We start from the raw sequence: 25819 nt of genomic DNA on the forward strand, positions 1-25819 counted from the left end.
ATGGTAGGTCATCGCGGAGGCAGATGGGATCGGCAATTCTAAAGATCACCACCGGCAATTCTAATTATCGTTGATCAATGGCGTGCGCAGCGGGGTACCACGGCTGATGGCCTTGGGGTGCCACGGCGGATGCCTTGGGGTGACACGGCGGGCGCGACGGGGGGCCAGGGCCGGCGCAGCGGGGGTGCCAACGCCATCCATGTCATTCCGAACGGAGTGAGGAATCTCCGCTGCGGCGCATGGAAGACCCCTCGCTCCGCTCGGGGTGACATGGCGGGCGCAGCGGGGTGCCACGGCTGATGGCCTTGGGGTGACATGGCGGATGCCTTGGGGTGGCAAGGGCGCGCAGCGGGGTGCCACGGTGGGCGCGACGGGGGGCCAGGGCCGGCGCTCGGGGTGGCAACGCCCGCCATGTCATTCCGAACGGAGTGAGGAATCTCCGCTGCGGCGCATGGAAGACCCCTCGCTGCGCTCGGGGTGACATGGCGGGCGCAGCGGGGGGCCAGGGCCGGCGCTCGGGGTGGCAACGCCATCCATGTCATTCCGAACGGAGTGAGGAATCTTCACTGATGCGCATGGAAGACCCCTCGCTCCGCTCGGGGTGCCACGGCGGGCGCGGCGGGCTGACAGGGAGGATGCCTTGGATGGTCATGACCCGCACGTCATATGAAAAACCTACCCCCAAGAGGTGCCCCTCCCCCTGCCGTGCCCGTACGGGCACGGCTTGCCCGTGCCCTCCCCCCGCCGTGCCCGTACGGGCACGGCTTGCCCGTGCCCCCCTACCTAATCTTCCGATGCAAAGCCACCTCGTTCACAAAGGCTTCCCGCAAGGCGCTGTCGGTGAATCGTGCGGCCTGGCGTTCCAGGGCCAGCTGCGCTGCGTCGCGATCGCGCACGTGACCGGAGATCTGGTACCGTACGATGAGGAGGCGCAGGCTGTACCGCTCAAGGTCGGTTTTCGCCAGGTGTGCCGTTGCTTCGGTCAGCGCTGCCTCGGCCAGGGTGCGATCCCCACTCGCCAGGGCGACTTGCGCAAGCAAGATGAAGATGTCGGCATCGTGTGGGCTCGCATGCTCGCGCCACCAGGCGATGGCTGGCGTCAGGATTGTCAAGGCGTCGGTCGCCGCACCCGTCGCCAGGTCGTATTCCGCCCACGCTCGTGCCCAGGCGAGATACGGGCGCCCCGAGCTCAAACCAGTTGCGTGCAGGTGCCGCAACACTGCTCCGGCTTCACCATGTTCGCCTGCCGCGATGAGTACCCGCGCAAGCCCGGCACGGTGCCAGATGCCATACGCAGAGTCGGCCGGTAGGCCGACGCGTTCACTCAAGACGACGAGTTGGCGCATGGCGTCAATGGCGTCGCTGTGTTGCCCCATGTTGCTGCTGTAGAGCCCGTAGTTGTAGAGTAAGGCGCCATAGGCCCAGGGGTCTTCCAGGGTGCGATACAGATCTAGCAGGGGGCGCAGGTAGGTACGCGCCGCTTCCCAATGCGCAAGATAGGCGCTCGCTTCGCCAAGCTCGCGCAGGGCGTCAGCCCAGGCCGGGTGCGGTGGGCAATGTGGCTGGTAGCTGGTCAACGCCAGCGCCCGCTGCGCACTGGCAAGGGCTGCTTTGCCCTGGCCTTCGGCGCGCTGGGCAAAGGCGCAATGACACAGCGCCTGATAGAGCACCGACGTCGCCTGAGCCGCCTCGGCTAGCCGACACGCCAGTTCGAGATGCGTCAGGCCTTCCCGCGAACGCCCCAGCGTATCGGCCAGGTGCCACCCGAGCGTCTGGTGAAGACGCGCTGCCGCGACCTGATCGCCGGTCGCCGTTGCTAGCGCCAGCGCTTCGGTAGCGGTCACGTCAACCTGCTCGGCGCGCCCCTGCAACACCGCCAGGCTCATCTGCGCTTCAAGCGCCTCAAGCCGCGCCCCTGAATCGCCAAGCGCGTCTGCCATCGCCAGCACCTGCGCAGCGTCGCTTGCCCAGGCATCGAGGTGCAACAGGGTGCGGTAGAGCGCGAGGCGTTGGCGTAGCAGGGTCAGGTGCCGGGTTGTCGGTTGTTTGATCTGGGGGAGCAGTCCGCACGCTGCCTCAAGATTTGTTAGGGCAACCCCATAGGCATAGAGCGCCGAGGCTTGCGCGGCTGCTTGCTGATATGCGCTAAGCGCCTCCTCCCCCAGCCCCGCTCGCGCAAAGTGAGGTGCCACGAGTGCTGGCTGATCTGGGTACACCTGGGCTAAGGCTTCCCCTGCCCGCCGATGCAAGACCATCCGTCGCCACGGCGAGAGCTGTTCGAGCACGGCGCTGCGTAGCAATGGGTGCGCAAAGGCGAGCCGCGCTGCGGTTGCGTCTGCGGTATTTATCCCAAGCACCTGGTGTGTTGTCAGTTCTTCGAGGGCTTCACCGATCTCCCCCGCTGCCCGCGCCGCCGTCGTTGCGAGCAGGTGCTCGTCGAGGTGAGGGTCGAGGATCGCCGCCACTTCCAGCACCTCATGGGCCAATTCGCTCAGGTGGCTGATCCGCGCCAGGATCGCCTCGCGCACCGTTACAGGGAGTGGGAGCGTGGCAGGAGAGGGATGTGGTTGCGTGTGCTCTTGCAATGCGCGCACGATTTCGAGCATAAAGAAGGGATTGCCCCTGGTCACCTGATGAATCTGAGGCACCAGTTCAATCGGCGGCGGCGGTGAGAGCAAGCCGAGCAAATGCTGGGCTGCCGCGAGTCCCAGCGGCCCAACATCGACCTCGGCCAGACGCCCGGTGCGCCGCAGCCGTTTGCCCAACTGGTCAAGCGTAGGCGTCACCGTGGTGGCCGTCGCTAACACAATCAGTGGCGTATCGCCCCAATTGGTCACCAGCGAGCGCAACCATCCCAGCGTCGCTTCATCGGCAAACGGCAGATCATCGAAGCAGAGCAGCAGCGGTTGTTGGGCCGCAAATGTGCGCAATACCTCGGTCAGCGCCGTATAGAGGTGCTGTTGCGCAAAGGCCGTCGCGACCCCGATTGGCATCGGGAGATCGGGGAAGTACTGGCGTAACTCGGGTAGCAACGGGAGCAGCTCGCTGCGCCAGTGGGCCGGAACCGCCTGCCACAGTGTCGGCGGATGCAGTGTCTGACGCAACATCTGGATCACCACCGCATAGGGCAGATGCTGTCCATCGGCATGGCAAACGCCCGTCAGCACAAGCCCCGCTTGATCGGCCACATACTCACGCACCAGGCGCGACTTGCCCATCCCCGACTCACCGCTGATCAGAATGAACCCGCCCCGTTGCGGCTGCCCCGTCATAAAACGCGCATAGGCTACCTGCAAACGCCCAAGTTCCTCGGCGCGCCCAACCAGCGGCACCTCCAGTGAAGGCAAAATTGGCACAATTGACAGTGTGTCAAATAGGTCTTGTTGAGCCAACGGTGCCTGCGTCTTGGGCAACGCAGCGGTGTCAGGCGCAGCGTCAAGGCGTGATCGTTGTGATCCTGGTTGCAACACCGCTCGCGTTGAAGGCAACGGCCCAACACCAAGTTCACGTTCGAGCACCCGGCAGCACAGCTCAAACTGCCGCCATGCAGCCACCCGATCGCCGACAGCCATAAAGAGCTCGATCAACCGGCGGTGCATCGGTTCAGCGAGTTCATCGACAGCCAGGTACGCCTGGGCAAACTGGATCGCTGCCGTCAACTGACCCAGGGCAACCGCGCGTTCAGTTGCCACTTCCAGCCCACCGAGGTAACGTGCGTGGAACTCGCGGGTCGTCGCCGCCTGCCACAGCTCATATTCAGGCGCATCGGGCAACGCAAAGCCATCCATAAACGGGCCACGATAGAGCGCCAGCGCATCAGCGAGCCCAGCCAGATCAGGTGCAGCCGTGCCACGCACAAACGCATGGCAATCCACCTCAACCAGCGCAGCCTCAAGCCCCACCATCTCCTCATCAACCAGCACCAGGCGCGGCTCGGGCAACGCCGCACGCAGACTCGAAAGCAAGCGCGTCATATGGCGTCGTGCCAGGTGATCGGGCGCATCAGGCCAGAAGAGAAAGGCCAGCCGATCACGCGGCAGCGGCTGAATTTGCGCCGCCAACCGGTACAACAACGCACGCACCCGCCGTCGCGGCAACACCAGCGGCTGTCCCTGCCAGGTCACCCGACACCCACCCAGAAGCTGAATCTTCATAGCCTGATTGTAGCACTGCCCCGCCGCGACCAACGCCACCTGTGCCCCAACTCATGCTACAATGCCTCCGGCGTGCTGCCTGGTGAAACCCTTGCTCTCATCTCTAGGGCGATCGCATCATACGAAACCGGATAAAAATACGCTCTATGTGGCAGCATGTGCATGCAACCAGCGGCGCAAACGGCGGCCCCCGGCCCTGTAGGGGCACCCCTTGCGGGTGCCCCTACAGGGCCGGGGGCCGGGCCCGGTGTACGGGCACCCCTTGCGGGTGCCCTGGTGGGGTGCATGCACGGAAGATGCAATCGCCCTGCCCTCATCTCGCTGCGTGGCGGCGAAGCCGCCACGCAGCGAGTATAATCCTATGAACGAACCAATCATTGAGGCCGTCGGCCTGCAAAAACGCTTTGGCGATATCGTCGCAGTCCAGAACGTCGATCTTAGCATCTATCCCGGTGAGATCGTTGGCTTTCTGGGGCCAAACGGGGCGGGCAAGACGACGACGATCAAGATGCTGATCGGCTTGCTGCGCCCAAGTGCTGGTGTGGCCCGCATCGGCGGGTTTGATCTGCAAAAGGCCCCCTTGCGCGCCAAGGCTTTGCTTGGCTATGTGCCTGATCAGCCCTTTTTACCCGAAAAGCTCACCGCCCGCGAATATATCCAGTTTATGGGCGGGCTCTACCGTCTTGAGCCAAAGATCGCCCGTGAGCGCGGCGAGGATCTGTTGCGCCTCTTCGGGCTAACCGACCGTGGCGATGAACTGCTCGGTGGCTATAGCCACGGGATGCGCCAGAAAGCGGCGCTCACCGGGGCACTGCTGCACCAGCCACGCGCCTTTTTTCTCGATGAACCAACCGTCGGCCTCGATCCACGCAGCGCCCGGTTGATCAAAGATCTCCTGCGTGATGTCGCAGCCCAGGGCACCGCCGTCTTCATGTCAACGCACATCCTTGAGATCGCCGAGCGGATGTGCGACCGGGTCTTTATCATCAACAAAGGGGCGATCATTGCCTCGGGCACGCTCGATCAACTGCGCGCCGGTGGCGACGCCAGTCTCGAAGATATTTTCCTGAGCCTGACCGGCGACCCCGCTGAAGTTGCGTTGCTTGATGAGTGAACAGTTACGTGGTTGTGCTGGTCAACCACGCTTGTTCTACGCCTCTGCTGCCTGGTGAAAGCCGAGGCGTTCTAGCACGAGCAGGGCTTCTTGCTGGATGACAGCGCGTTCTTCCGTCGTGAGCCGATTGAGGCCCAGCACTGCCGGCCCAAGGCGTGGGTTGGCGCGTAGGGCTTCTTCATGGGTGATGAGGAAATTCCAGTAGAGCAGGTTGAAGGGGCACGCGTCAGGGCCGGTGCGCTGTTTGGCGTTGTAGCGGCAACTGGCGCAATAGTCGCTCATCTTGTTGATGTAGTTGGCCGAGGCGATGTACGGCTTCGTCGCGATCCCACCCCCGTCGGCGTTGAGGCCCATGCCAAAGACGTTCGGCACCATCACCCAGTCGTAGGCGTCAAGGTAGGCCGCCAAGAACCAGGTGTTGACCTCGTGCGGCTGTACGCCTGCCAGCAGGCAGAGATTTGTCAGCAGCATCAGGCGTTCGATGTGGTGCGTGTAGCCGGTCTGCAGGGCGCGGGTGAGGGCATGGTGCAGGCAGTTGAGATCGGTTGTACCTGTCCAGAACCAGGCGGGCAGGGTGCGGGTGGCGTTCCAGGCATTTTTGGTCGCCAATGCGGGCATTTGACGCCAGTATTGCCAGTACATATACTCGCGCCAGCCGAGCACCTGGCGCACAAAGCCTTCCACAGAATTGAGCGGTGCCTTGCCATCATGATACGCTTGTTCGGCGGCCCGGATGAGTTGCATGGGTTCGAGCAGGCCCAGGTTGAGATAAGGCGAAAGCCCCGAGTGGTAGAGCAGCGCTGAACGCATCGTCATGGCATCTTCATACGGGCCAAAGTTCGCCAGGCGCTCGCCAAGAAACGTTGCGAGCAACTGCGCCGCCTCGGTATGCGTGACAGCCAAGTTAAAACCGGTTACGTCGCCGATCCCATTGGGCATGCGAACGACCTCTTCCATGACCTGCTGGGTGAGCAGATCAGGCTCGTTTACCGGAGGCTCTGGCGGGGTCAGGGTTCGTGGCAAGGGCTTGCGATTCTCGGCGTCAAAACTCCACTTTTGACCGATAGGGGCGCCATCTTTTTCCAACAAGACCGCAAAATGACGCCGCATGGCACGGTAGAACGTCGCCATCATCACGGTGCGTGTGGGTGCGGCGTCGGGGAACGGGTCGAACTGGCCGACGAGGAACTGCGTATTGGGCAGGATCGTCACCGGGAGACCGAGCGCATCGGGAAGGGTGAGTTGGAACTGACGGGTCGCATATTCGGCGGCGGCCATCGTGAAGAGGTGGCCCGGCTGCGTGCGTTGACAATGTTCACGCAACCCGGTCAGAAAATCGGGCGCGTGCAGGTAGTCAACCTCATACCCTTGCGCCCGCAGCAACGCCGCATAGTGACGCATCGCACTAAGCAGCAACACCAACTTTTTACGCTGGTAGGGCTGCTGGCTCAGGCGGGCACTGCTCTCAAGCAACACCACCCGTACCGGCGACGTACCCGCCACAGACGCAGCGGCCACCATCGCCGGATGCGGATCGAGCAACTGATCGCCCAAGATCCAGACCGTTGGCGTGCCAAGGTTCACTGATGACTCCTGATGTGATTTCAATTACCGTTGAAGCTCAGCGGAGTGCCGACTTCAGTCGGCTTCCGGCTCAGCCGGTTGGTGGTTTTCCAACAATGAATCTGCTCGACGAGACCTCACAGGTCTTCAAGACCTGTGAGGTCTTACCCATCTTCTGCCTTTGCGTCAATACGGATCAACCTTAAGCCGAACCATGTCCCAGCCCATGCCTTGACGCTGGACTTCAAAGCGCTCAGTGCGGCGCAGGTCGTCAATGGTAAGGGTAAAGCGGAAAGGAAAGAGTTCGGGGAGGTGGATGAGGTCGGCAAAGGGGAGATCCTGCGCGGGATGGGCGGCAAAGGCTGCTTCGAGCATCCATTGTTCGATCGCTGGGCTTGTTGCGGTGTGTCGCTGCGGAGCGTAGCTCGAGCGCTGTGCGGTTGCCTGAAGTACGCCCCAGTTGCGTAAGGAGAAGATCAGGCGATCCGTGGCTTTTGGCAAGCCCCCAAGTTGGCCCAGTTCACCTGCCAGGCGCGCTTCAAGCTCGTGGGGCCGAATAGTAGCGCGGTGACGGAGCAATTGCCCCAGGGCTACCATGCCTTGCCGAAAAAAGGGGTAGGCGAGCAGGCTCAGGCCGTAGTGCAGCCAGACTCGGTCGTGCGTTGTGTGTGCGTGGGCAAAGAGGTTGACGGCTTCGTTTCGTAAATGAGCATGCTGTTCACCGGTCTTTACCCAGATGCTCAGAAGAATGCTAATGGCAACCTGGCGATTCTCCTGGCTCTGTACCTGCTCCGCAACAATTGGGTCAAGACGAGCGCGCAACTCCTGCATATCGCTCGTCTCTGAGCACATGGCTGCGGTCGCATCCAGCCAGTTTAGGTAAATATTTTGACGAAAGCCGATCTGCTTTTCCATATGATGTTAGCTCTGCGTTATGGTGATCAGGGGCACAGCCATCTCTTCAATTGTTAGTCCGCCGTGGCTGATGACAAGCTCACCCGCTGGGGCAAAGGCGCGGCGGCCTTGTGGCATCATCACCTGGGTCTGGGCTGGCAACAAGCCATCGTCAGTCCACACGATGGTGTCAGCAAACTGCATCTGCACGACGCGGACAATGTCTGGATTGGAGTAGACTCGTGCGCGCTTGCTGCGTGACTCTACAAGCACCCCTTCTTGAGGAACCCCCATCCCTCGTGCCTCCACGTGCCCATGATCACTGGTGACGACGACAGTATACCGCAGATTGAACAAATGTTTGATCAGTCCTTCCAGCCAGGCGACGGGTTGGTGCTGGCCGTCATTGACGTGGAGCCAGACCCCCAGGGTCGCTTGCCACCCGCTCGCTCCCTGGCTCTCGTTGTGAACCTTCGCATCGATGACTGAGCTGATGAGGCAGAGCGCCTGGATACGGCGGCTCTGGATGCGATCAGGATAGGCGGCTTCGCGCTGGGTCGCAAGGTGCGCAAACGCGATCGCATCGGGCGCGAGGCCGTGCAATTGCCAGAAGCTTGACCAATGCCGCTCCTCGTGTCGATTGTGCAGCAGGGTGGGTTCAAACTGAGCCGGTCGCTTGCCACTGATCAAGGCCTGGCGCGAAATCGCGGTCATGCTCGGAATTTGCGCGAGAACCAGGCGATCAGCGATGCGCCAGTCAGGGTGACGAGTCTGCCAGAGGTCGCGGATGTGGAGCCAGTCGGCGAGGGACATCCCATCGAGCACCAGCAGCGCAACGCGCTGATCAGGCTGCTGTTGGCGCTGATAGGCCAGCCAGCCAGGGATATGATGCAGGTGATGCGGCACAGGCAGGGCCCGCGTGGCGAGGGTGGCGTAGTTGGCGCGCAGCCAGTGCGCGAATTGTTCGTCGAGATGCGCCTGCAAGAGGTGATATCTGTTGAGGTGATCCTGATCGAGTCCGCCATCGGGCGCTGCACGCCAGTTGCTAAGCTGTGCCCAGCGTCGGGCCACAAGCTGCCATTGTTCCCAACGCAGTGATGACGTTGCCGCAGATGCGTTGGGTGCGATCTGCTGCTCAAGCCATGCCACTCCTTCCGCAAACTGCTGACGCCGGAGATCCGCGCTGTGCGGAACAACTGCCGGTCGCGTCCAGGATGGCAGGGTGGCGGCGTTGACGAGCGCAACCGGAGTCAGCGTCCCGGTACGCACGAGCCGCGGGAGCAAATCGTGGAGGGCCGGATCGGCCTCGAATGGCAGCATCGGCTCTGGGGCATACGCCACCTCCGAGCGCTCGCGCACCTGCTTGTGCAGGTACTTGAGCCATTCCTCCTGGACAAAACGGTGGTATGCCGTCGCATCCTGAAGCATTGCATCGATTGGTAGGCTGGCAAGCAAGGCGAATTGCCGCAGTCGGCTCCCGAGGTGCTGGGCAAGAACCGGCGACATGGGATCGTTGCGTGCGTGGTATCCATCGAGCCAGGCCAGCCAATCAGCGCTTGAGCGCAGCCGACCAGGCTCAACCGCAAACACCATCTGCAGCAGGTAATCGAGGCTATCGCGGTAGGCGAGCGCCTGGAGTGGCTTGCCGAGTTTCGCTTGGGCTGCACTCAGCCGATGGCGTTGACCTGGGCTGAGCTCGCGGAGGGCAGGGTAGGCGATGTCGGGAAAGAACTGGTGCAACGCAAGCACAACGTGGTACCCCTGCTGCCACAGGTCATACGGCAGCGCATCGAGCGGCCCTGCCGTCACAATGATGACGGGCATCTCTGCGCTGATCGGCAAAAGCTGTTGAATGCTATAGCGTACGGCGATCGGATCGTGCTCAGCAATCAAGCGGAAGCCGCGCTCGGCGAGCACGGCCAGCAACTGCTCATCGCCCAGCAGATCATCGGGATCGCTCACGAGCGAGATCGGGTGTGTATGAGGAGGGAAATAGGCCAGAACCTGGTCAAGCATCATGACTACCCTGCGTGCAGGCTTGCGCTTTGGTTCGCTGAGCCAACCTGCCCGGAAGCTTGCTGTGGCTCTCTTTAGTATACCGCATCTGAGTATGCCCCTACGCGCTGGCGGTGATTACGCCATTCCTGGTTTGAGCCAAGCCCCAATGCAGAGAGGTGAGCATCCGGGAGGGCTGACTTATGGTTTTTAAGACAGCGATAAGATAAAGGCGGGTGCCGCTACACCCCTGAGAGGCTGTCTGAAAAGGGTGTCAGCATTGTTCGCCACCAGGTGGTGTGCCCTTGGAGTGCCGGCTTTAGCCGGCTAAAGCCGGCACTCCGAAGCAAACCGTCGCCTTTTCAGACAGCCCCTGAGCACACGCCGAAACATAGTGGATAGGCCAGGGTGGACGCAGAGGCACAGCAATCCCTGGCGTACCCGTGGTGGAGAGGCATCTGCACATTGAACAGGTGAAAACTATGGTAAAATCAGGGCAGCAAGTGCCGGAATAGTTCAACCAGCCAGGCAATTAGTTCGGGCTGGAGCCGTGCCGCGACGGTGGCGATGATCTGCACGAGCCAGACTTGAAGCTGAGAGAGCCCATTGTAGTCGAGCCGGTCGTGGCGCGGGCCGTAGGTGTAGTGGTACATCAAGGCTCGCATCTCGCTCACCTCGCGCCCTAGAAAATCCCAGGTGCGTACCCAGCGGTAGGGCCAGTGAAGCAGCAAGGCAATGATGAGGAACAAAATGAGCAACATAGACCTTCTCCTGATGACTGAAGCCTGACCACCGCACCGGGGGATCAATCCGGTACCGGGGTGGACCTCCGGGCCACAGCGCTGCGACATGCCTAGCGTAGCGTAGTCCGTGTTGACGAAACAACAACATGCACCACGAAATATGTCGCGGCTTGCACCACACTTCCGAGGGTACAATGCGCCAACCAATTACCGCCGACCCTGAAGCATTCCTTGCCCAGCTCAATGCTGCCGTAGCTGCCTATCGCGTACAGACGCAAGGCCGTCGCCCTCAGGGCACCAAAACCTGGCTCGCCGAGCAACTTGGGTGCGACCGTACTACCCTCTACAAATATCTGGACGGCACCAACCGCATTCCGCTCGCGAGTCTCCAGCTCCTCACCAAACTGCTCGGCCTCGACGAGACGGTATGCAATACGCTGATCGTCCTGGGCGGCTATGGGGTGGCGGTGCCGGTTGCTCCGCCAGAATCACTCACTGTTCCAGCGGCCTCCACGACAAAGATCGCCCCCAATCCTTTCGGACGCCGGGGACGCATTGATGACCCCGCTGAGTTCTTTGGGCGCGAGGAGTTGTTGCGCCAGATTTTTGAGGAGTTGGGCAAAGGAAGCAACCTTTCGCTGATTGGGCCGCGTGAGATTGGTAAGTCGTCGCTGCTCGCCATGATCCAGCATCGTAGTTCCGCTCAGCCTGGTATATCCAGCGAGGCAGTGCTCCAGATTGATATGCAGTTGATCCACAGTGATGAGGATTTCTTCGAAGCGTTGTGCGCCGAGCTCGGCCTGACGCGACTCTACCGTGGGTATCATCTGGCTCGGCAATTAACCGGACGGCGCTATATTCTCTGCCTGGACGAGATCGAGAAGATGCGCCGTGACCGGTTCTCGGCTGAGGTGCGTGAGGAATTACGCGGTCTGTCCGATGGTTCAACGGCTCCTCTGACCCTGGTTGTGGCGAGCGGGCAACCCCTGGCCGAACTCTTTCCCGACAAGCTCGGCGACACTTCGCCCCTGGCGAATATCTGCCATCCGCTTGAGGTGCCGCCCTTTAAGCGTGCCGAGGCGCGCGACTTCCTGGCGACACGCCTGGCGGGCACCGGGATCAGTTTCGATGAGGAGGAGATCGCAGAGTTGCTCGAGCAAAGTGGACGCCACCCGGCGCGCTTGCAGCAAGCGGCGGCGGCGTTATACCGCCAGAAGAGCAGAGGGTAAGCGAATGCCGAACTTCCCTACCTACCGCAGCGCATTGCCCGCCTGCCTGAACCCGCTCAACCCGCGCCACTACCTGTTACTGGCGGCCTGGGTCTTCTTCCAGCCCACTGCACTAAAATGGCATCTCTACCAGGCTGCACCGGAACTATATTATGAAGCCGACGCAGGGTGGAAGGGGCTAGTAGGGAAGATTTGGCAGATCAAGGCGTATCGGCATCTCTGGCTGATGGTTCCAGGGTTAAGCTTTGTGCTGAGTAGCCTGCTCGCCGTAAGCGTTAGCTGGCTGGTGGGTACACCAGTAAACTGGCAGGGCGTGGTGGTCGGCGTGGTGGTCGGCGTGGTGGTCGGCGTGGTGGTCGGCGTGTGGTCCGGCGTGGGGAGCGGCTCCAGCATGTTAGCCAGCGAGGCAGACGGTGTGGCAGGCGGCGTGGTGCTTGGCATGGCGTTCGGCGTGGTGGTTGGCGTGGCGGGCGGCGTGGCGTTCGGCGTGGCGTTCGGCGTGGCGTTCGGCGTGGTGAGCGGTGTGGTGGGCGGCGTAGCGTTCGGCGTGGCGCTCGGTGTGGTGGCCGGCGTAGCGTACGGCGTGGCGCTCGGTGTGGTGGGCGGTATGGTGGGCGGCGTAGCGTACGGCGTGGCGCTCGGTGTGGTGGGCGGCGTGGGGGAAAGCATAGTCGGTGGCGTGCTGGACGTCGTGTTGCGCGACGCGGCGGTCGGTGCGGCGGTCGGTGTGTGGCTCGGCATGGGAGCATTGCGCCTGCCCTTTTATCTTTTGCAGTTGTTCCCCGCCCTCTTTAGCCGGCGGCGTGGACAACATCCGGTGGTCTGGGACGAGTTTGGGGTGCTGCCCCTCCCGTTCAGCCGGGCTTTTTTGCTGCACCAGTTGCAGCAGGAAGAGGCGGAAGGGTTGCGGCTGCTGGTCAGTGTCTCCCGTAACCCTTGCCAACGCTGGGCAGCTCAGGCGGCTTTGCAACACTACCTGCATAGTCATGACCAGCCGCTTCAGGTGCTCTATCGACTTATTGAGGCGTCCGTGGTGGATGAGTACCTTAACACACCAGTTGACTGGTATGACTGGCATTCGCGGCTGTCCGTACGCCAGGTGCTGCTCGCCGAACTGAACCAGCGCTGGGTAGGGCGGTTTACCATTGGCGACCCACGCTGGGTCTATCGTCTGACCCGGCCATTGCGTGACCGCCGTGTCACCCCGCTGACCCATTTCGCCGGGATGTTGCACGATCTCCTAGAGGCGCAGGAGCAGATTGAAACGGGCGTTGAACCATTTGATCTGGCTCGCTGGCGGGCAAGTTACACCGATCTACAGACCTATCCCGGCGGGGCCGAGCTTGCCCAGATGTTTGCGGCTATCGATGCTTTTCTGGGCTACCGGCAGCTCAAGCAACTCTCATCCGCGTCGAGTCAGGTGTTCCACCCAGAGCAAGGGGGTGATACCGCTGGCTCCAGGCGGTCAGCGCAGGGAACGGCAAGCTCGTTGAGCGTTGCGCAGCACGCGATCGTGCGTCCAGCGGTGCTGACGGCGCTGGGTCAACTCGCCGATGTCGGTCATCACATCAAGGCCTACTACGATAGCACCAGTCGTGCCAACAAGCAGGCGGCGCTGCTGCGGGCAACTGACGCGCTCAAAGCGCTCGATCAGGATGTCCAGACCCGCGTGACGGCACCCGAACAAGCCTTATTGCGCCGGATCATTCGCCAGTGGCAGGCGCTAATCATCACCGAGGGTGGGCTCGTGGGCCGGGCCATACAGGCCGGGCCGGTCTCCAATCCTTATATTCTCAACAATCCGGCTGAGGGCGAGCGCTTTGTGGGCCGTGAGGAGATCATGCGTCGTCTCGAGGAGCTCTGGACCCCAGAGGGTCAGATTCCTTCGGTGGTGATCTACGGCCACCGGCGCATGGGCAAGACCAGCATCCTGCACAACCTGGGGCGACGCTTTGGCCCCCGCACGATCATTGTTGACTTCAACATGCAGCGTGTCGGACGGGTGCGCGACGAAGCCGATCTGCTCTACCAACTGGCGCTGCACATCTACGACGAGGCTGTGGCGCAAGGTCTCAGCGGCCTGGAAGAACCAGGCGAAGACGATTTTTCCGTCGAACGGCCCTACTTGAGCTTTACGCGCTTTCTCAAGCGACTCGATCCCGTGCGAGCCGGACGACGGCTGATCATTGCGATCGACGAGTTCGAGAAACTTGAGACCCAGATCGAGGCAGGACACCTCACCCCTGATCTGTTTGAGTTCTGGCGTGGCACCTTCACGACTTTTCCCTGGTTTGTCCTTGCTTTTGCGGGCCTCTACAGCCTGGAAGAGCGGCGCCACGACTACTGGCATCCCCTGTTTGGGGCCGTCACCGGCATTCGCGTCAGTTTCCTCAGCCCGGAAGCGGCGCGACGCTTGATCATTGAACCTTCCCCCGACTTCGACCTCGACTACGATGAGGCGGCTATCGAACACATCATCGCCCTGACAAACGGCCAACCCTTTCTGGTGCAACTCATCGGCCACACCCTGGTGAGCCGCTTCAACCGCCTGAGCTTCGAGGAGGGGCGTGAACAAGCACGGCGGTTTGAGCGCGAAGATGTCGATCAGGTGATCGCCGCGCCCGAGTTCTTTCGTGATGGTGAAGCCTATTTCAGTGGCGTCTGGAACCAGGCCGAGCGCGGGCAAGCAACCGGTCAACTACAGGTATTGCGCACCCTGGCCCCCCACCCTGAGGGTCTCACGCGCGAGCAACTTGTGGCGGCCACTGGCTTGCCCGACACCGAACTGGAAGCCGTGCTGAAGCCCCTTGTGCGCCACGATGTCATCGCCCTCAACGGGACACACTACCACTTCACTGTCGAACTAATGCGCCGCTGGGTTGTCAAGCGCCACCCGGCCTAGCGCTTGGGCTGCTGTTCGATCTTCTTCATGTGTGCACGAAGTTATCTACCTCACCCGTAGGCTCGCGTTGTCATAGTACATCAGCAGGTCGGGATCTTCCTGGACGACGCTTTCGGGCAGGCGCTCGGCGATGCGCACGATCGTCGCGAAATCTTTGGTGTTCCAGGCCTGTTTGAACCCGGCTTTGATTGCTTCGCTGCGGAATTGTTTGAGCTTACGGGTTCCTTCCAGATAGGTGGCAAACTCTTTCAGGAGACTCCGGGTGCGGAGTTGTTCAAGGTCGATGGCGCGGTTGGGATCAGGCACGTACCAGCGGTCGCGGGCGGCGTTGATCAGGCGCGGGTTGGCGGTGGTCAACGCACCTTGCTCGGCTGTTGCGGTGCCACGCGCTAGTTCGTCGGCGATGAGATCGCGTAGATCGCTGCTCTTCTTCATCCAGGTCACAATCTGCGCCGGAATCGCGGTGGCACCGGTGTAGGATAGAAAATTCTCCTCGAGCAGCATGCGTAATTCGAGAAGTTGTTCGTGTTTCGGCCAGGCATTGAGCTCGCGCATAAATTGTGGGGTCAATTCGGCAATCGTCTGTGGTTTGTTGGTCAGTTGCTGCTTGATCCACTGGATCGCCGAGTCTTCGCTGGTAACGTAGATCGCGAGTTGTTGTATCTCGCGCACGGTCATGCGTTTGCGTTCGTACTCGGCGATCTGCTCGGGTAAAAAGTACATGCCGTCGCGTGGAGGAAAGCGTTGGGCCAGTCCTGCCTGGAACTCCTGCGCTGAGAGAGGTACTGCCACGCCGCGTTGCACATGAAACGCGACCATACGGTCGAAAAGCACAAACGGTAGTCGCTCCGCCACAACTTCGACCTTCCCCTGTTTCGTCAGAAAGATTGGCAGTTGCCGCAGATGCGTGCGCACAAAATCCCATGCAGCCTGTGGGCTACCAGCCTCCAGACGGAAACGCGCTTCTAGCCCTTCGTTGGCTTTATATGCTGAAATAACCAGATCTTGTTTGACGGCACTGCTTGTGACCTGTCGATACGAGCCCTGCTGTTTGTCCATCGTTCGTACATCAGCAACCACAAAGCCAGCTACCCGCATGGCCTCCTGAATGGCATTCCACACTGAATTGCGTGAGTTATGAAAGACGACCGTCATCCAGCGTCCGGGTTTGAGCACGCGGTAGTATTCTTCAAAGCAGTGTTGCATCAACCGTTGGTAGTCTGCGAGTTGCTTCTTCTTTGCTTGATCAACGATGGCTTCGGGTGCAGGGTTGGTCCAGACACGGTGCCAAGACTCTACCAGAAAGTTCAGATCGGCATAATAAATGTTCTCGCCAAAGGGTGGATCGGTAAAGATGTAGTCAATTGACTGATCGGGCAGCCCTAAACGTGCGGCTGTGCCAGTTGTGATGATGGCTTGATCTAGCTTTGCATAGCTTTTCCTGAATGCTTTTCCAAGTCGCTCTAGTTTGTTCTCCAGGTTGTACCAGGGCGATACTTCTGAATGCTGAGAGGCAATGTAGTAGACCCCATTAAGTTGACGGTTCACTTGAGAAAAATGAATTGGACTATAGCGATTCAGGAGTGACATGCCCCAAATAGCCTGCTCAATAAAAAATTGAACGATGTGGCGTAGACGAGCATCCTCAATTGATGCAGCCTTCCCCCACAAACTTCCAATCGCTTGCGCAGCACGGGGCAAAAACAGATGGTGAATATGAGTAAATCCCTTTGGCGCAAGACGAGAACCATGATACATTTTCTTTATTGGAAACGTATTGGTTGGCACACTTGAAGGAAGAGGCATCGGCATAATATGGGCTAACACTGCCAAATCTTGTTCATCTGGTTTTTTCTCATAGCGCGTCGAACCGACATTGTAGTTAATCAGCACGGGCGTGAAGCGTATTCGTTGCCAGGCTTCACCCGTGCTATGATCGATGTGAGTATCAAATGTTCGCTCAACTGATTCTTTTGTCAACTCAACCCCACAATGTGGACAAGGAAAAGCCGGGCGCACTCGTCCGTTCTCATCAAGCGCTTCCTCGAGGAAGGTTATCTCATTGCTACAGTTTGGACAAGTAAAGACTTCACTCCAGACGGTGTAGTTAATGTTGCCTTCGCGACCATCGCTATGCCGTGTTACATACATCCAGCCTAATTCAGTGCGCAACTCTGCAAGGATACGCTTTGCTTCACGTTCAAAAGCATCTACATCGAACGACAAATTGTAGTTTGCAGAAATAAATGATGCGGCTGGACCAAGATCATTGAGCACAGCGCGTCGTGCCCCAACCTTGAGAGGCGTTCGCTCCGCAGTTTGCCACTCCTTCTGCAATGCCAAGACGAGTTCAGAGTCGAGGGTTGCACAAACCTGGGCTGCAACGCCAGTCATACCCGAACCAGAGAAGCCATCCAGCACCAGATCGCCTGGTTCAGTGTAGTGTAGAATAGCGCGCACAATGGCCTTATACGGCACTTTGGTGTGATACGAATGAGCCGTATAAAGGGTATCGGTCTTTCCTTCACTCACATCAACTGCAAATGGCTCGCGCCGATACACTTCATCCGCATCATACGGCGTGCCATACACGCGCACAAAATCCTCAAGAAACGGATTGGGGCAGGCGGTGTAGTAGGGCGGATCAGAGAGCGCGAGCATATCCTCATCGGAGCCAACGGGGAAGCCTTCGATCGTGCGAAACGCGGGATCACGCAGCTTCTCACGGAGCTTTTCAGTGAAATAGGCGCGGCGGGCCTCATCGTTGGCAAAGGTCAAACCAAGGCACTCGACGGGGCCGGTTGGAGACGCCTGTTCTGAGAAGAGTGTTGTCTGAGCCATGTTGGTAGTCCTAGACAACTTCTTGCATAGGTCGCACTCGCGGGCGAGGGAGCATCCGTCCCGTGGCTTGGAAGTGCCGAATGACCTCATCCACGACAGCGCATAACTCTGCGTACAGACGAACAGGATCGTCCCCGTGAATACCCGTTATGAGATCGGGACACTTGCCTACATACGTCTGATCTTCATCACTCCACTCAACCCATTTATGATATTGATCAACTACTTTCATAGTTTCACCTGCTCAATCGTCACCCTCGTGTCACGCGGATCGTGTCCGCTCATGGTCTGGCGGAGGTAGCGATCAAAGCGCTGCTTCAATTCCTCAACGGTGCAGGGTAAGCCGCCAGTTTGCAGCGCAATCAGCAGTTGGTCTGGGTTGATTGCCACCGTCTGCAGGCCGCGCAGCGCCTGGTTAATCGCTTTGACCAGACCCTCGGGGAGTGGGGTTGAGGCGGGATCGGTGGTCGTAAGGTAGGCATCAATGGGCCGACGTTCCGCCGCCGTCATGGAGCTCATACTCTGCTGGGCGGTCTCGGATTGCAGATTCTGGCGCAGCGCAGCGTGCCATTGGCTCTGAAGGCTCCCAAGTTGCTCATGCAACATTTCCAGCCGTCTTGCTGCGGTTGGCCCGCCACTGCGTTGGGGGCGGTATCCACAGCGACAGGTCGGGCTATCGTCCAACATACCGACGTGAAAGTCGCGACATGCCGGCAGATCAATGACGGCCTTGCTCCAGCGCTCCAGTTCTTGACCAGGCAGAATATCAACGGTGCGCAGGGTTTTCAGTTGATCAACCTGTGGGTCGCGCAGCAGCCGGGCACGCCGGTCATCATCTGTTAGACCAAGGACATGGGCGGTGTGCAACTCGCTATAGTACTGCATGTACGCTTGCCGCAACTCCTCAAGTCGGCGCCGCCAGGTCACAAGATCGACCTTGCCCTCACCACGAGCCAGCAATCGCATCGCGCAGAGCAATTCATCGCGGGCTGCGTTCGCTCGCTTCACCCAGGCATGGTCAGGCTGCGGATATTCTTCGGGCAGCATGGCGCCCGCCTCGCTTAGATAACTGGTGAGCGGTTGAAGTTGGCCGATGACCTCAAGCACGTCGTGCGTTCGTAGGGCAACGAGCCGATCCGCAAGCGCCTGTTCTGTCTCGGCGGTGCTCAGGTTCATGTTCCGCAGCTTGCCAGGTTTGTCATAACGCGCCAGCACCTCAAGGAACTCTTTCGTCTTTTTGAGGTAGGGCAACAGCGCCGTCTGGCTCAGGGTCACGCTCGGCAGATCGGCATTGATCACCTGGCCCCCCTGGATCTGATAGGTAAACCGGTCGGTGAAGAGGGGCTGATTCCAGAGCGTGAGCCCACCCTGGACGGTTGTTTGCCACGCGACGACCTGACGCACCTCTTTCTGCACGTGCTCCCATAGCAGCGTCACCGCCTGCTCACGATCACGATCAATTGTGCTGCGGAGCAGTGCCGGTTGCAGGCCGAAGGCCTCGAAGATCATCGTCCAGACGGGCAGTGGCAGCGCTTTTGGCCGCCGATAAAACCTGAAATCGGCCAGCGACTCCAGCGCTACCGTCGCGGCGCGCTCGATCGTCCCGGCATCGATCAACTTCTCATCGCTCCCAAGACTCACCGTGATCTGTCCATCGTAGGCGAGTGCCAGGAGCACCACGGCCACCCATTCTGGCTCAAGCCCGAAACGGACATCTTTCAAGATCGGTTTCAAGCCACCGGCCACCTGCTCAATAACCTCACCTTGATTGACCACTTGGGTTTCGCCTTTGGCCAGCAGCAGATCAAGGAAGTGGCGGGCATAGGGCGAGTTCAGTGGCTTGATGCGATCCTCGGCATCAAGCAACTTCAGCCCATCCAGCACCGCTAGCCCCAGGTTCGTGCGTCCACGCCCAGCCAGAGCGCGGATCGCGTCCATCGCGCTCTGGCTCCGCGCCTGTTCGGTCACGGGCTGAGCCAGGCGCGTAAAGGCCGGATACTCGGGGTAGCGGGCGGCGAACTCGGGCGCTAACACATGTGCCGCCAGCACACGGAGCAACTCTTCGAGGTCGCTGCTCGCGCTGCTGCGTGTTTTCGCCAGCACCTCGGCAACCGTCTTCGCGACACCCTGATGAATAATCTTGAGTTGGCTGGTCAGATGCTGGCGGAGCCAGCCCAGCAACGTGTGCAGATGGCTGCGCGCCTTATCCTCATACTCCTGGCGATAGTTGGGCGACTCGGCAGCCATTGCTTGTGCGCCAGCATAGAGCCGTACCAGTTCCGTGAAGTCGCTCCCAAGCCCCTGGAGTTGGAACAGCACTTCATGCGCCTCGCCATCGGCAAGCTTCGCAGGCGCGCCAAACGGAGGCAGGAAGTAGAGGTTAAAATCGAGCGGCGGTTGCGCCGTACTGCGCTCACTTGGGAGGGTACAGAAGAGATACCCGGGCCGGGTCACCTTGCGCGCTTCCCAGGGGAGTTCATACGGCCAGATGCGCACATTCGGCACATAGGTACTGGTCGTCAGATTGAGCAAGCGCTGCAGCGCATCGAAGAAGTAGCGATTGAGATCCCGTTCCTCCATGAACGCACCGCGTTCTGTGATCTTTGCATCAAAATCAACCGTCTTTTTGAGGTTGAGATAATACTGACCATTCTCGGCATTATGCGAGATATATTGCCCACTGACGGTGCGCATAATTTCTTTGAGCGCCACCTGGACGGTATCCGCCAGAAAGCCAGCATCCGCCTCGGGCATCGGCGTCCACAAACAGAGCTGATCGCGCAGTTCTTCCGCCGTCACACCCAGTGGCGCATAGATATCGCTGGTCGTCAGCCGATGCACGCTCAAGGCATGGATGATGCGGATCGCCATTGGCTGAAGTTGCTTGCGCGTATAGGCATTCGTGATGCGCCCTTCCAGGACATTGCTCTTCTCCACAACATCGGCCACACCTGGGAGCGTGCGCAGACTTGGATTATCACGCAACACCTGCCAATAGTGATCGTAAGCGATCAGCCCGGGCTGCTCGACGGGGACAGGCAGATCCAGCACCGTCCGGATCGCCGCGCTCAACGTCCTGAGCACTTCACGCTTCTCGGCGACATAGACCCGTTCAAAGGTGTCGATATAGGCTGGATGGATGGGGAAGAGACGAGCGAACTCGTTCAAACGCTCGGCGAGCAACGGATAGAGACCGGTAAAACCGCGCAGATGCGCCGTAATCCGCGCCAGTTGCTCATCAGACTTGCCAAGCAAACGCTCGGCAACCACATAGGCAATATCTTCGCGGGCAATGCGCACCTGCTCAAAGCGATCGCGCACCCGGCGCAGCTGCTCGGCCACAAAGGCAAAGCGTGGATTATCAAAGAGGGTTTATTGCACACCGCCCAGAAAGCGCAACGGCGTCACCTTTGCCACCTCACCGAGCTCACGCAAGAAGCCAAGGTCAAGAATGAGCGCCCGTTCCTCGCGTGAGCGCAGATAATCAAGCATCTCATCAAGCACAAACAGGATGCCCTTGTCGGGATAGCGCTCAGCAAAAACCTGGAGCGCCTCGGTCAGCGGCCCAAGGTGATTGGTAAGCTGCGACGCCGGCGGGAAGTGATAGGGCGTACCGACTCGATCGAGGAAAGCTTCAAGCTCGGCAAGCACAATATCGCGCAGACTGCGCTCAACCCCACCGATCTCTGTACGCACCACCAGAAAGCGCCCGGCAAGCGGCGCCAGGTTAGCCCGCACCGTCGGATGGCGCACCTGAGCCACCAGATCGCCATGCTCGGCGAGGGCCGAGATGACCGACATCAGGTGAGATTTGCCGGTGCCATAATTGCCAACGACCAGCACGCCCTTGTTATCGATCGGACGATCAATCTGCAACTGGGGAAAGACCAGGTTGACGAGCTGATCCGCCATGCGATCCGAGATCACATAGCTCTGCACCAATGCCGCCGCCGCCACTTTATCGTCGGCCGTATTGATCTTGATCACACTCTCGATGGGTTCAAACTGAACAAGATCGCGGTAGCGCATAGACAACCTCGTCGAGCTACAACGAAACAACGCATTCTGCCATGAGGTCGGTACTTCGCCAGGTACGATAGTGATGATGGGCTGGCACCGCATAGGCGAGGGTGCCAGCGAGGATCGTACCTGGCCAGAGCACGATGATCGTCGCGCTGCGGCTGACCTCGCGCAAAAGCCGGAGCGGATCAAGCTGAAGCGAGGGTTCAAAGAGCAGATCAATTTCGCCACAGAGCAGTGGGCCGGGAGCAACGGGACTGAGCGCCGCACACAGCACCGCGTGCGTGGTTTGAGCTCTCTGATGAGGGACAACATCACGTAGTGCTTCGCTCAGAACCGCGCCAAGCGAAAGAACCGGCCAATCATAGTGCGCACGAATGATAGCGGCAGCCTCGTGAAGCTGCCGAAGATCGGGATGGGCCAGGATGCAGCATGGGTAATAGGGCTGTACCGCAAGAAATCGCTCGAGGGAAAACAAGAGATGTGAATGCTGTACCAAGGTGCCCTCGCGTCGAACTGCCATATATAGCAGTCCTAGACTATGTGTGTCTGAGGAGTGCCGACTTTAGCCGGCATCCGGTGTACCGGAGTGCCGACTGAAGTCGGCTGAGCCGGACGCCGACTTCAGTCGGCACTCCCTGATTTATTTCTTGAAAGCTCAGGCAATAGTATAGCATATACGTCACACAGTTCCCATCCCACTTTATCATTCGAGCGCATGCGTTTCCGGTTTCGTGTCTCAACCATCGTTTCATAGCGCAATTGCGCATCAATGCCGAAACCCAAAAGCCGAGCCATTCACGGCGACGGTGACGGTTGCGCATCTTCTCCATCGGCTGGTAGATCAACAACGGCCATTGCCATCCCCATCGTTCCCCAGAAGAGTGCGACCATATGGCTAAATTCGATATTGAAAAAATAGTGATCAGCCAGGCCAACGGCGAGCGCGGCGACGATCCCGGCCTGACAGCCGAGCACCCAGCTGACCCGCTCTTCATCAATCACCTTCAGCGCCTTGATGGTCGTGAGAAACCAGGCCCCGACGGTGCCGAGGAACGCCGCAAGCCCAATCAGGCCAATACGCTGCCCAATCGCCAGATAGATACTGCTCACCCCGGCGGTCAGATCGAGATCCGGGGCCTGGCCGAATCCAATGCCAAAGGCGGGATAACGCTCGATTATCGCGAGCGCATTGCGGAATTCGGCGAGGCGCATCTGCTGAGCCTGGTCTTCAAACTGTACCCCGCTGACCATGCGGGTGACAAACTCCTCGCCAAATCCAAGGGTGAGCAAGAGGATCGCACCGACGACGCCGACGCCCACCATCACCCCCCAGAGCTGGCGGTAGCGCATGGTTGCCAGGTAGGCAGCGGCAAAGATCAGCCCAAAGAGGGCCGCCCGTGAAAACGTGAGTAAGAGCGCCACGGTCATCAGCGTCACGATGACCGCGAGGCTCCAGCGGGGCAAGAGGGGGCGAACGGCGACCAGTTGTGCGGCGGCGATGGCGACGACAAGGGCGAGCATCCCGCCAAAACTATTCGGATCGACCGAGAAACCGATGGCCCGTTCGAGGCCAGTGACATCATCCTCGACATACCGTAACACACGCCCACTTGTCGGATAGCCGAGCGGCCCGAGGCTCACGAGAATACGGAGCGTCCACGCATCATTGAGTGCCCAAAGGATCAACGCCACGAGCGCGGCCCCGCCGCCAACCAGAATCAACCCGCGGAGCGCCTGCCGCGCCTGCGTGCGCGTTCGCACCGTATTGACCACACTCACATAGAGGAGGACACCCAGGATGAACTTGACATAATTATGAAGTGTCGTTGTATCAGGCAAGCCACGAGCGCCAAGGATCAACGAAAAGAGCGTGAGGCTAAGAAAGCCAAAGAGCGGAAGCGCGAGGCTCGTGAGGCGCAGATCATACTGGTCGGGGCGAGCAAGCATCCGCAGCACCCAGACCCCGGTGAGGGCGAGCAGGGCGAGAGTCAGGAAATTGGGGGTAATAATCGCCCGGAAGGGCAGCGTTGCAAACGGAATCAGCGTAACAATCGCAAAGACCGTCAATAACCCGACCTGGGTCGAAACAAGCATCAGGGCGGCGGCCAGCAAAGCCAGCAACCCGGCAAACGCATAGAGCGGGCCAAACGCAGAAGCACCGCCCACGACCCCACCGAGGGCGAGGGCGAGGGCGGCGACCATTGCGGGTGAGCGTACGAGCGTATCACGTAAGGACAACGACTGCATAGAAACGATCATCCATAGGGCATATTGCTGATCCGCATCAGCTTATCCCAGCGGTGCGTTGCATCAATATAGCGCACCGTTCCTGAGCGTGAGCGCATCACGACACTATGCGTACGGGCACCACCACCGAAATATTCTGTTCCGCGCAAGAACTCGCCGGCCGTAATGCCAGTGGCGGCAATATAGACATTTTCGCCTCTGACCAGATCTTTGGTGGTGAAAATTTGTTCGATATCGAGTTTAAGGTTGGCAATCTGAGCGTGTTCGTCATCGTTGCGGGGCCAGATCTTGCACTGGATTTCGCCACCGAGACACTTGAGGGCGGCGGCGGTAATGACTGCCTCGGGCGCACCACCAATGCCCATCAAAATATCGGCAGGTGGATTCTCGATCGCCGTCATAATGCCCGCGCTCACATCACCGTGGAGGATTAGCTTGATCCGTGCCCCGGTCTCCCGGATCTCTTTAATCAAATCCTTATGGCGTGGACGATCAAGCACCACCACCGTCACATCTTCGATCTGTTTGCCCAGGGTACGCGCAACAGCACGGACATTGTACGCTACTGGTGCATTAATATCAATCACACCTTTGGCGCGTTCACCGACGGCGAGTTTATCCATGTAGGCAATGCCCTGCCAATTGTAGAGGGCACCGCGTTCGGCCATGGCAATGACCGCAATTGCCCCGGGCATACCTTCGGCGAGCAGGGTTGTGCCTTCAACAGGATCAACGGCCACGTCCATTTCGGGACCTTCACCTGCCCCAACGCGCTCACCGACATAAAGCATCGGCGCTTCGTCTTTCTCGCCTTCACCGATGACAACGACCCCGTCCATTGGCACGCTATCAAGGGCGTACCGCATAGCATCAACTGCTGCCTGGTCGGCGCGGATCTTGTCGCCGCGACCCATCCAACGACCACTGCGCAGGGCAGCGGCTTCGGTGGCGCGCACAAGATCCATCCCCAGATTACGCTCGATCCGCATCGGAAACCTCCGTTGGCGTTTTGAGGCGATAGATTGGTGAATTTTAGCACAGCCTTGCCTTGCTGTCGAATGAGTTTCTTACCTTCCCAGGAGCGAGGGCGTACCGCCCTCGCTCCTGGGAAGGTAAGAAACTTTGTTCCTAGACTACGGCTTTTTCTGTGTTCTTTGATCATGCAGGAGGAACCCACATGCAACAATGATGAGGACGAGCCCTGCAATGAGCATCCAGGGCAAGGGTTGCTTCGCTCGGACAGGTTCGGGCACGCTTGTAAGCTCGGTCGGTTGGGTTGTTGGTTCTGGGTTGGCGAGCACGGTCTCGGTTGGAGGTGTCTCTCCTCGCTCAAGCCCTCCTTGATACAACGCACCGGGCCGAGCGGCATATGTTGGGGCTGGCCCTGGCTCGTTGGGCCAGGTTGCCGTAGGCATAGATGTTGCGCGCGGGGAGGTTGTTGCCTCTGGCCTGGTTGATGGCTCTGAGGTTGGCTCGTGACTGCCGGTGCTGCTATTGCTTACAACGGTAGGTGTGTTCGCCCTCGTCGGCACCTTGACCATCCCGGTACCTGGTGACGGGGCCTCACTGGTACTCCAGGTGTTTGTCTGGACATTGCGCGTAAAGCTGACATCGGGCGTTGTTGCCCCAAAGCGATACGAGTCGATCAACGCGCCATCTGGGCCAAAGAGCCGGACGGTATCACCGCTATTATTGAGAATAGCCCGTCCAAGCTCAATCACCAGATATGCCTCAGGTTCGATCATCCCCTCAAGACGTTGTGCCCCTCCATCCACTTCATCATCCAGGCTCCATCCCTGTAGATCAATCGTTGCAGTTCCGGGATTATAGAGTTCGACCCACTCATGGGTGAATAGGTCACGTGGTGCTGCGAGGATTTCGCTGATCAGGAGGGTTCCTGCCGGATAGCTACGAGGCGTGGTGGTTGCTTCTGGCAGAGTTGTTGGTGTCCGGGTGGGGGACGGGGTGCGGGTGGGGGACGGGGTGCGAGTTGCAGTTGGCACGGGCACACTGGTGGCGGTGCGGGTGGGGGAGGGTGTGCGAGTTGCAGTTGGCACGGGCACACTGGTGGCGGTGCGGGTGGGGGAGGGTGTGCGAGTTGCAGTTGGCACGGG

Annotated in this window: 16 protein-coding genes; 4 read left to right on the plus strand and 12 right to left on the minus strand. The window is 59.8% G+C overall.

The annotated features are described in order from the left end of the window. Nucleotides 1-779: 779 nt before the first annotated feature. On the minus strand, nt 780-4154 hold the full coding sequence (locus A9Q02_RS20070) for an ATP-binding protein (protein WP_141509089.1): 3375 nt from the start codon (nt 4152-4154) through the stop codon (nt 780-782). A gap of 361 nt (nt 4155-4515) precedes the next feature. On the opposite strand from A9Q02_RS20070, the gene A9Q02_RS20075 reads away from it, so the two are divergent. Then, entirely contained in the window at nt 4516-5268 is a 753-nt protein-coding gene (locus A9Q02_RS20075) for an ABC transporter ATP-binding protein (protein WP_097654857.1), read from the plus strand. A gap of 36 nt (nt 5269-5304) precedes the next feature. On the opposite strand, the gene A9Q02_RS20080 is transcribed toward A9Q02_RS20075, so the two are convergent. Further along, on the minus strand, nt 5305-6852 hold the full coding sequence (locus A9Q02_RS20080) for a cryptochrome/photolyase family protein (protein WP_245860769.1): 1548 nt from the start codon (nt 6850-6852) through the stop codon (nt 5305-5307). A 2-nt stretch (nt 6853-6854) separates the two neighbouring features. On the opposite strand from A9Q02_RS20080, the gene A9Q02_RS20085 reads away from it, so the two are divergent. Next, entirely contained in the window at nt 6855-7037 is a 183-nt protein-coding gene (locus tag A9Q02_RS20085) for a hypothetical protein (protein ID WP_097654858.1), read from the plus strand. Here A9Q02_RS20085 and A9Q02_RS20090 read toward each other — a convergent pair. The 3 genes from A9Q02_RS20090 to A9Q02_RS20105 form a co-directional block, all read right to left on the minus strand. Beyond that, nucleotides 7018-7746, minus strand: coding sequence for a hypothetical protein (locus tag A9Q02_RS20090; RefSeq protein ID WP_097654859.1), 729 nt, complete (start codon nt 7744-7746; stop codon nt 7018-7020). The genes A9Q02_RS20085 and A9Q02_RS20090 overlap by 20 nt on opposite strands. Before the next feature lie 6 nt (nt 7747-7752). Continuing rightward, nucleotides 7753-9744, minus strand: coding sequence for a BREX-3 system phosphatase PglZ (gene pglZ / locus A9Q02_RS20095; RefSeq protein WP_097654860.1), 1992 nt, complete (start codon nt 9742-9744; stop codon nt 7753-7755). Nucleotides 9745-10211: 467 nt separating this feature from the next. Continuing rightward, nucleotides 10212-10481, minus strand: coding sequence for a hypothetical protein (locus A9Q02_RS20105; protein WP_097654862.1), 270 nt, complete (start codon nt 10479-10481; stop codon nt 10212-10214). Nucleotides 10482-10657: 176 nt separating this feature from the next. Here A9Q02_RS20105 and A9Q02_RS20110 point away from each other — a divergent pair, with 176 nt between their 5' ends. Both A9Q02_RS20110 and A9Q02_RS20115 read left to right on the plus strand, forming a co-directional pair. After that, on the plus strand, nt 10658-11692 hold the full coding sequence (locus A9Q02_RS20110; protein ID WP_097654863.1) for an nSTAND1 domain-containing NTPase: 1035 nt from the start codon (nt 10658-10660) through the stop codon (nt 11690-11692). A 4-nt stretch (nt 11693-11696) separates the two neighbouring features. Then, nucleotides 11697-14594 (plus strand): AAA family ATPase, encoded by a 2898-nt coding sequence (locus A9Q02_RS20115; protein ID WP_097654864.1) that lies wholly within the window; start codon nt 11697-11699, stop codon nt 14592-14594. 45 nt (nt 14595-14639) lie between these two features. Here the strand turns inward: A9Q02_RS20115 and A9Q02_RS20120 are convergent, their stop codons facing one another. From A9Q02_RS20120 to A9Q02_RS20155, 7 genes are all read right to left on the minus strand, one after another. Further along, nucleotides 14640-17372 carry a DNA methyltransferase gene (locus A9Q02_RS20120; RefSeq protein WP_245860771.1) on the minus strand — a complete coding sequence of 911 codons (2733 nt, stop codon included), beginning with the start codon at nt 17370-17372 and terminating at the stop codon, nt 14640-14642. Nucleotides 17373-17663: 291 nt separating this feature from the next. Further along, entirely contained in the window at nt 17664-20777 is a 3114-nt protein-coding gene (locus A9Q02_RS20130) for a DUF6079 domain-containing protein (protein WP_097654867.1), read from the minus strand. A 30-nt stretch (nt 20778-20807) separates the two neighbouring features. Continuing rightward, nucleotides 20808-21464 carry a DUF6079 family protein gene (locus tag A9Q02_RS25435; protein ID WP_097654868.1) on the minus strand — a complete coding sequence of 219 codons (657 nt, stop codon included), beginning with the start codon at nt 21462-21464 and terminating at the stop codon, nt 20808-20810. Nucleotides 21465-21480: 16 nt separating this feature from the next. Further along, entirely contained in the window at nt 21481-21978 is a 498-nt protein-coding gene (gene brxF / locus A9Q02_RS20140; protein WP_097654869.1) for a BREX-3 system P-loop-containing protein BrxF, read from the minus strand. A 275-nt stretch (nt 21979-22253) separates the two neighbouring features. Then, nucleotides 22254-23705, minus strand: coding sequence for an O-antigen ligase family protein (locus A9Q02_RS20145; protein WP_245860773.1), 1452 nt, complete (start codon nt 23703-23705; stop codon nt 22254-22256). A gap of 8 nt (nt 23706-23713) precedes the next feature. Then, the gene (glpX, locus tag A9Q02_RS20150) at nt 23714-24694 is read right to left on the minus strand and encodes a class II fructose-bisphosphatase (protein WP_172451217.1); all 981 of its coding nucleotides are present in this window, start codon (nt 24692-24694) and stop codon (nt 23714-23716) included. 144 nt (nt 24695-24838) lie between these two features. After that, nucleotides 24839-25819, minus strand: a 981-nt coding sequence (locus A9Q02_RS20155; RefSeq protein ID WP_216361566.1) for a lamin tail domain-containing protein, incomplete at its 5' end; no start/stop codon positions are given.

This window comes from Candidatus Chloroploca asiatica (assembly GCF_002532075.1).
Lineage (GTDB): Bacteria > Chloroflexota > Chloroflexia > Chloroflexales > Chloroflexaceae > Chloroploca > Chloroploca asiatica.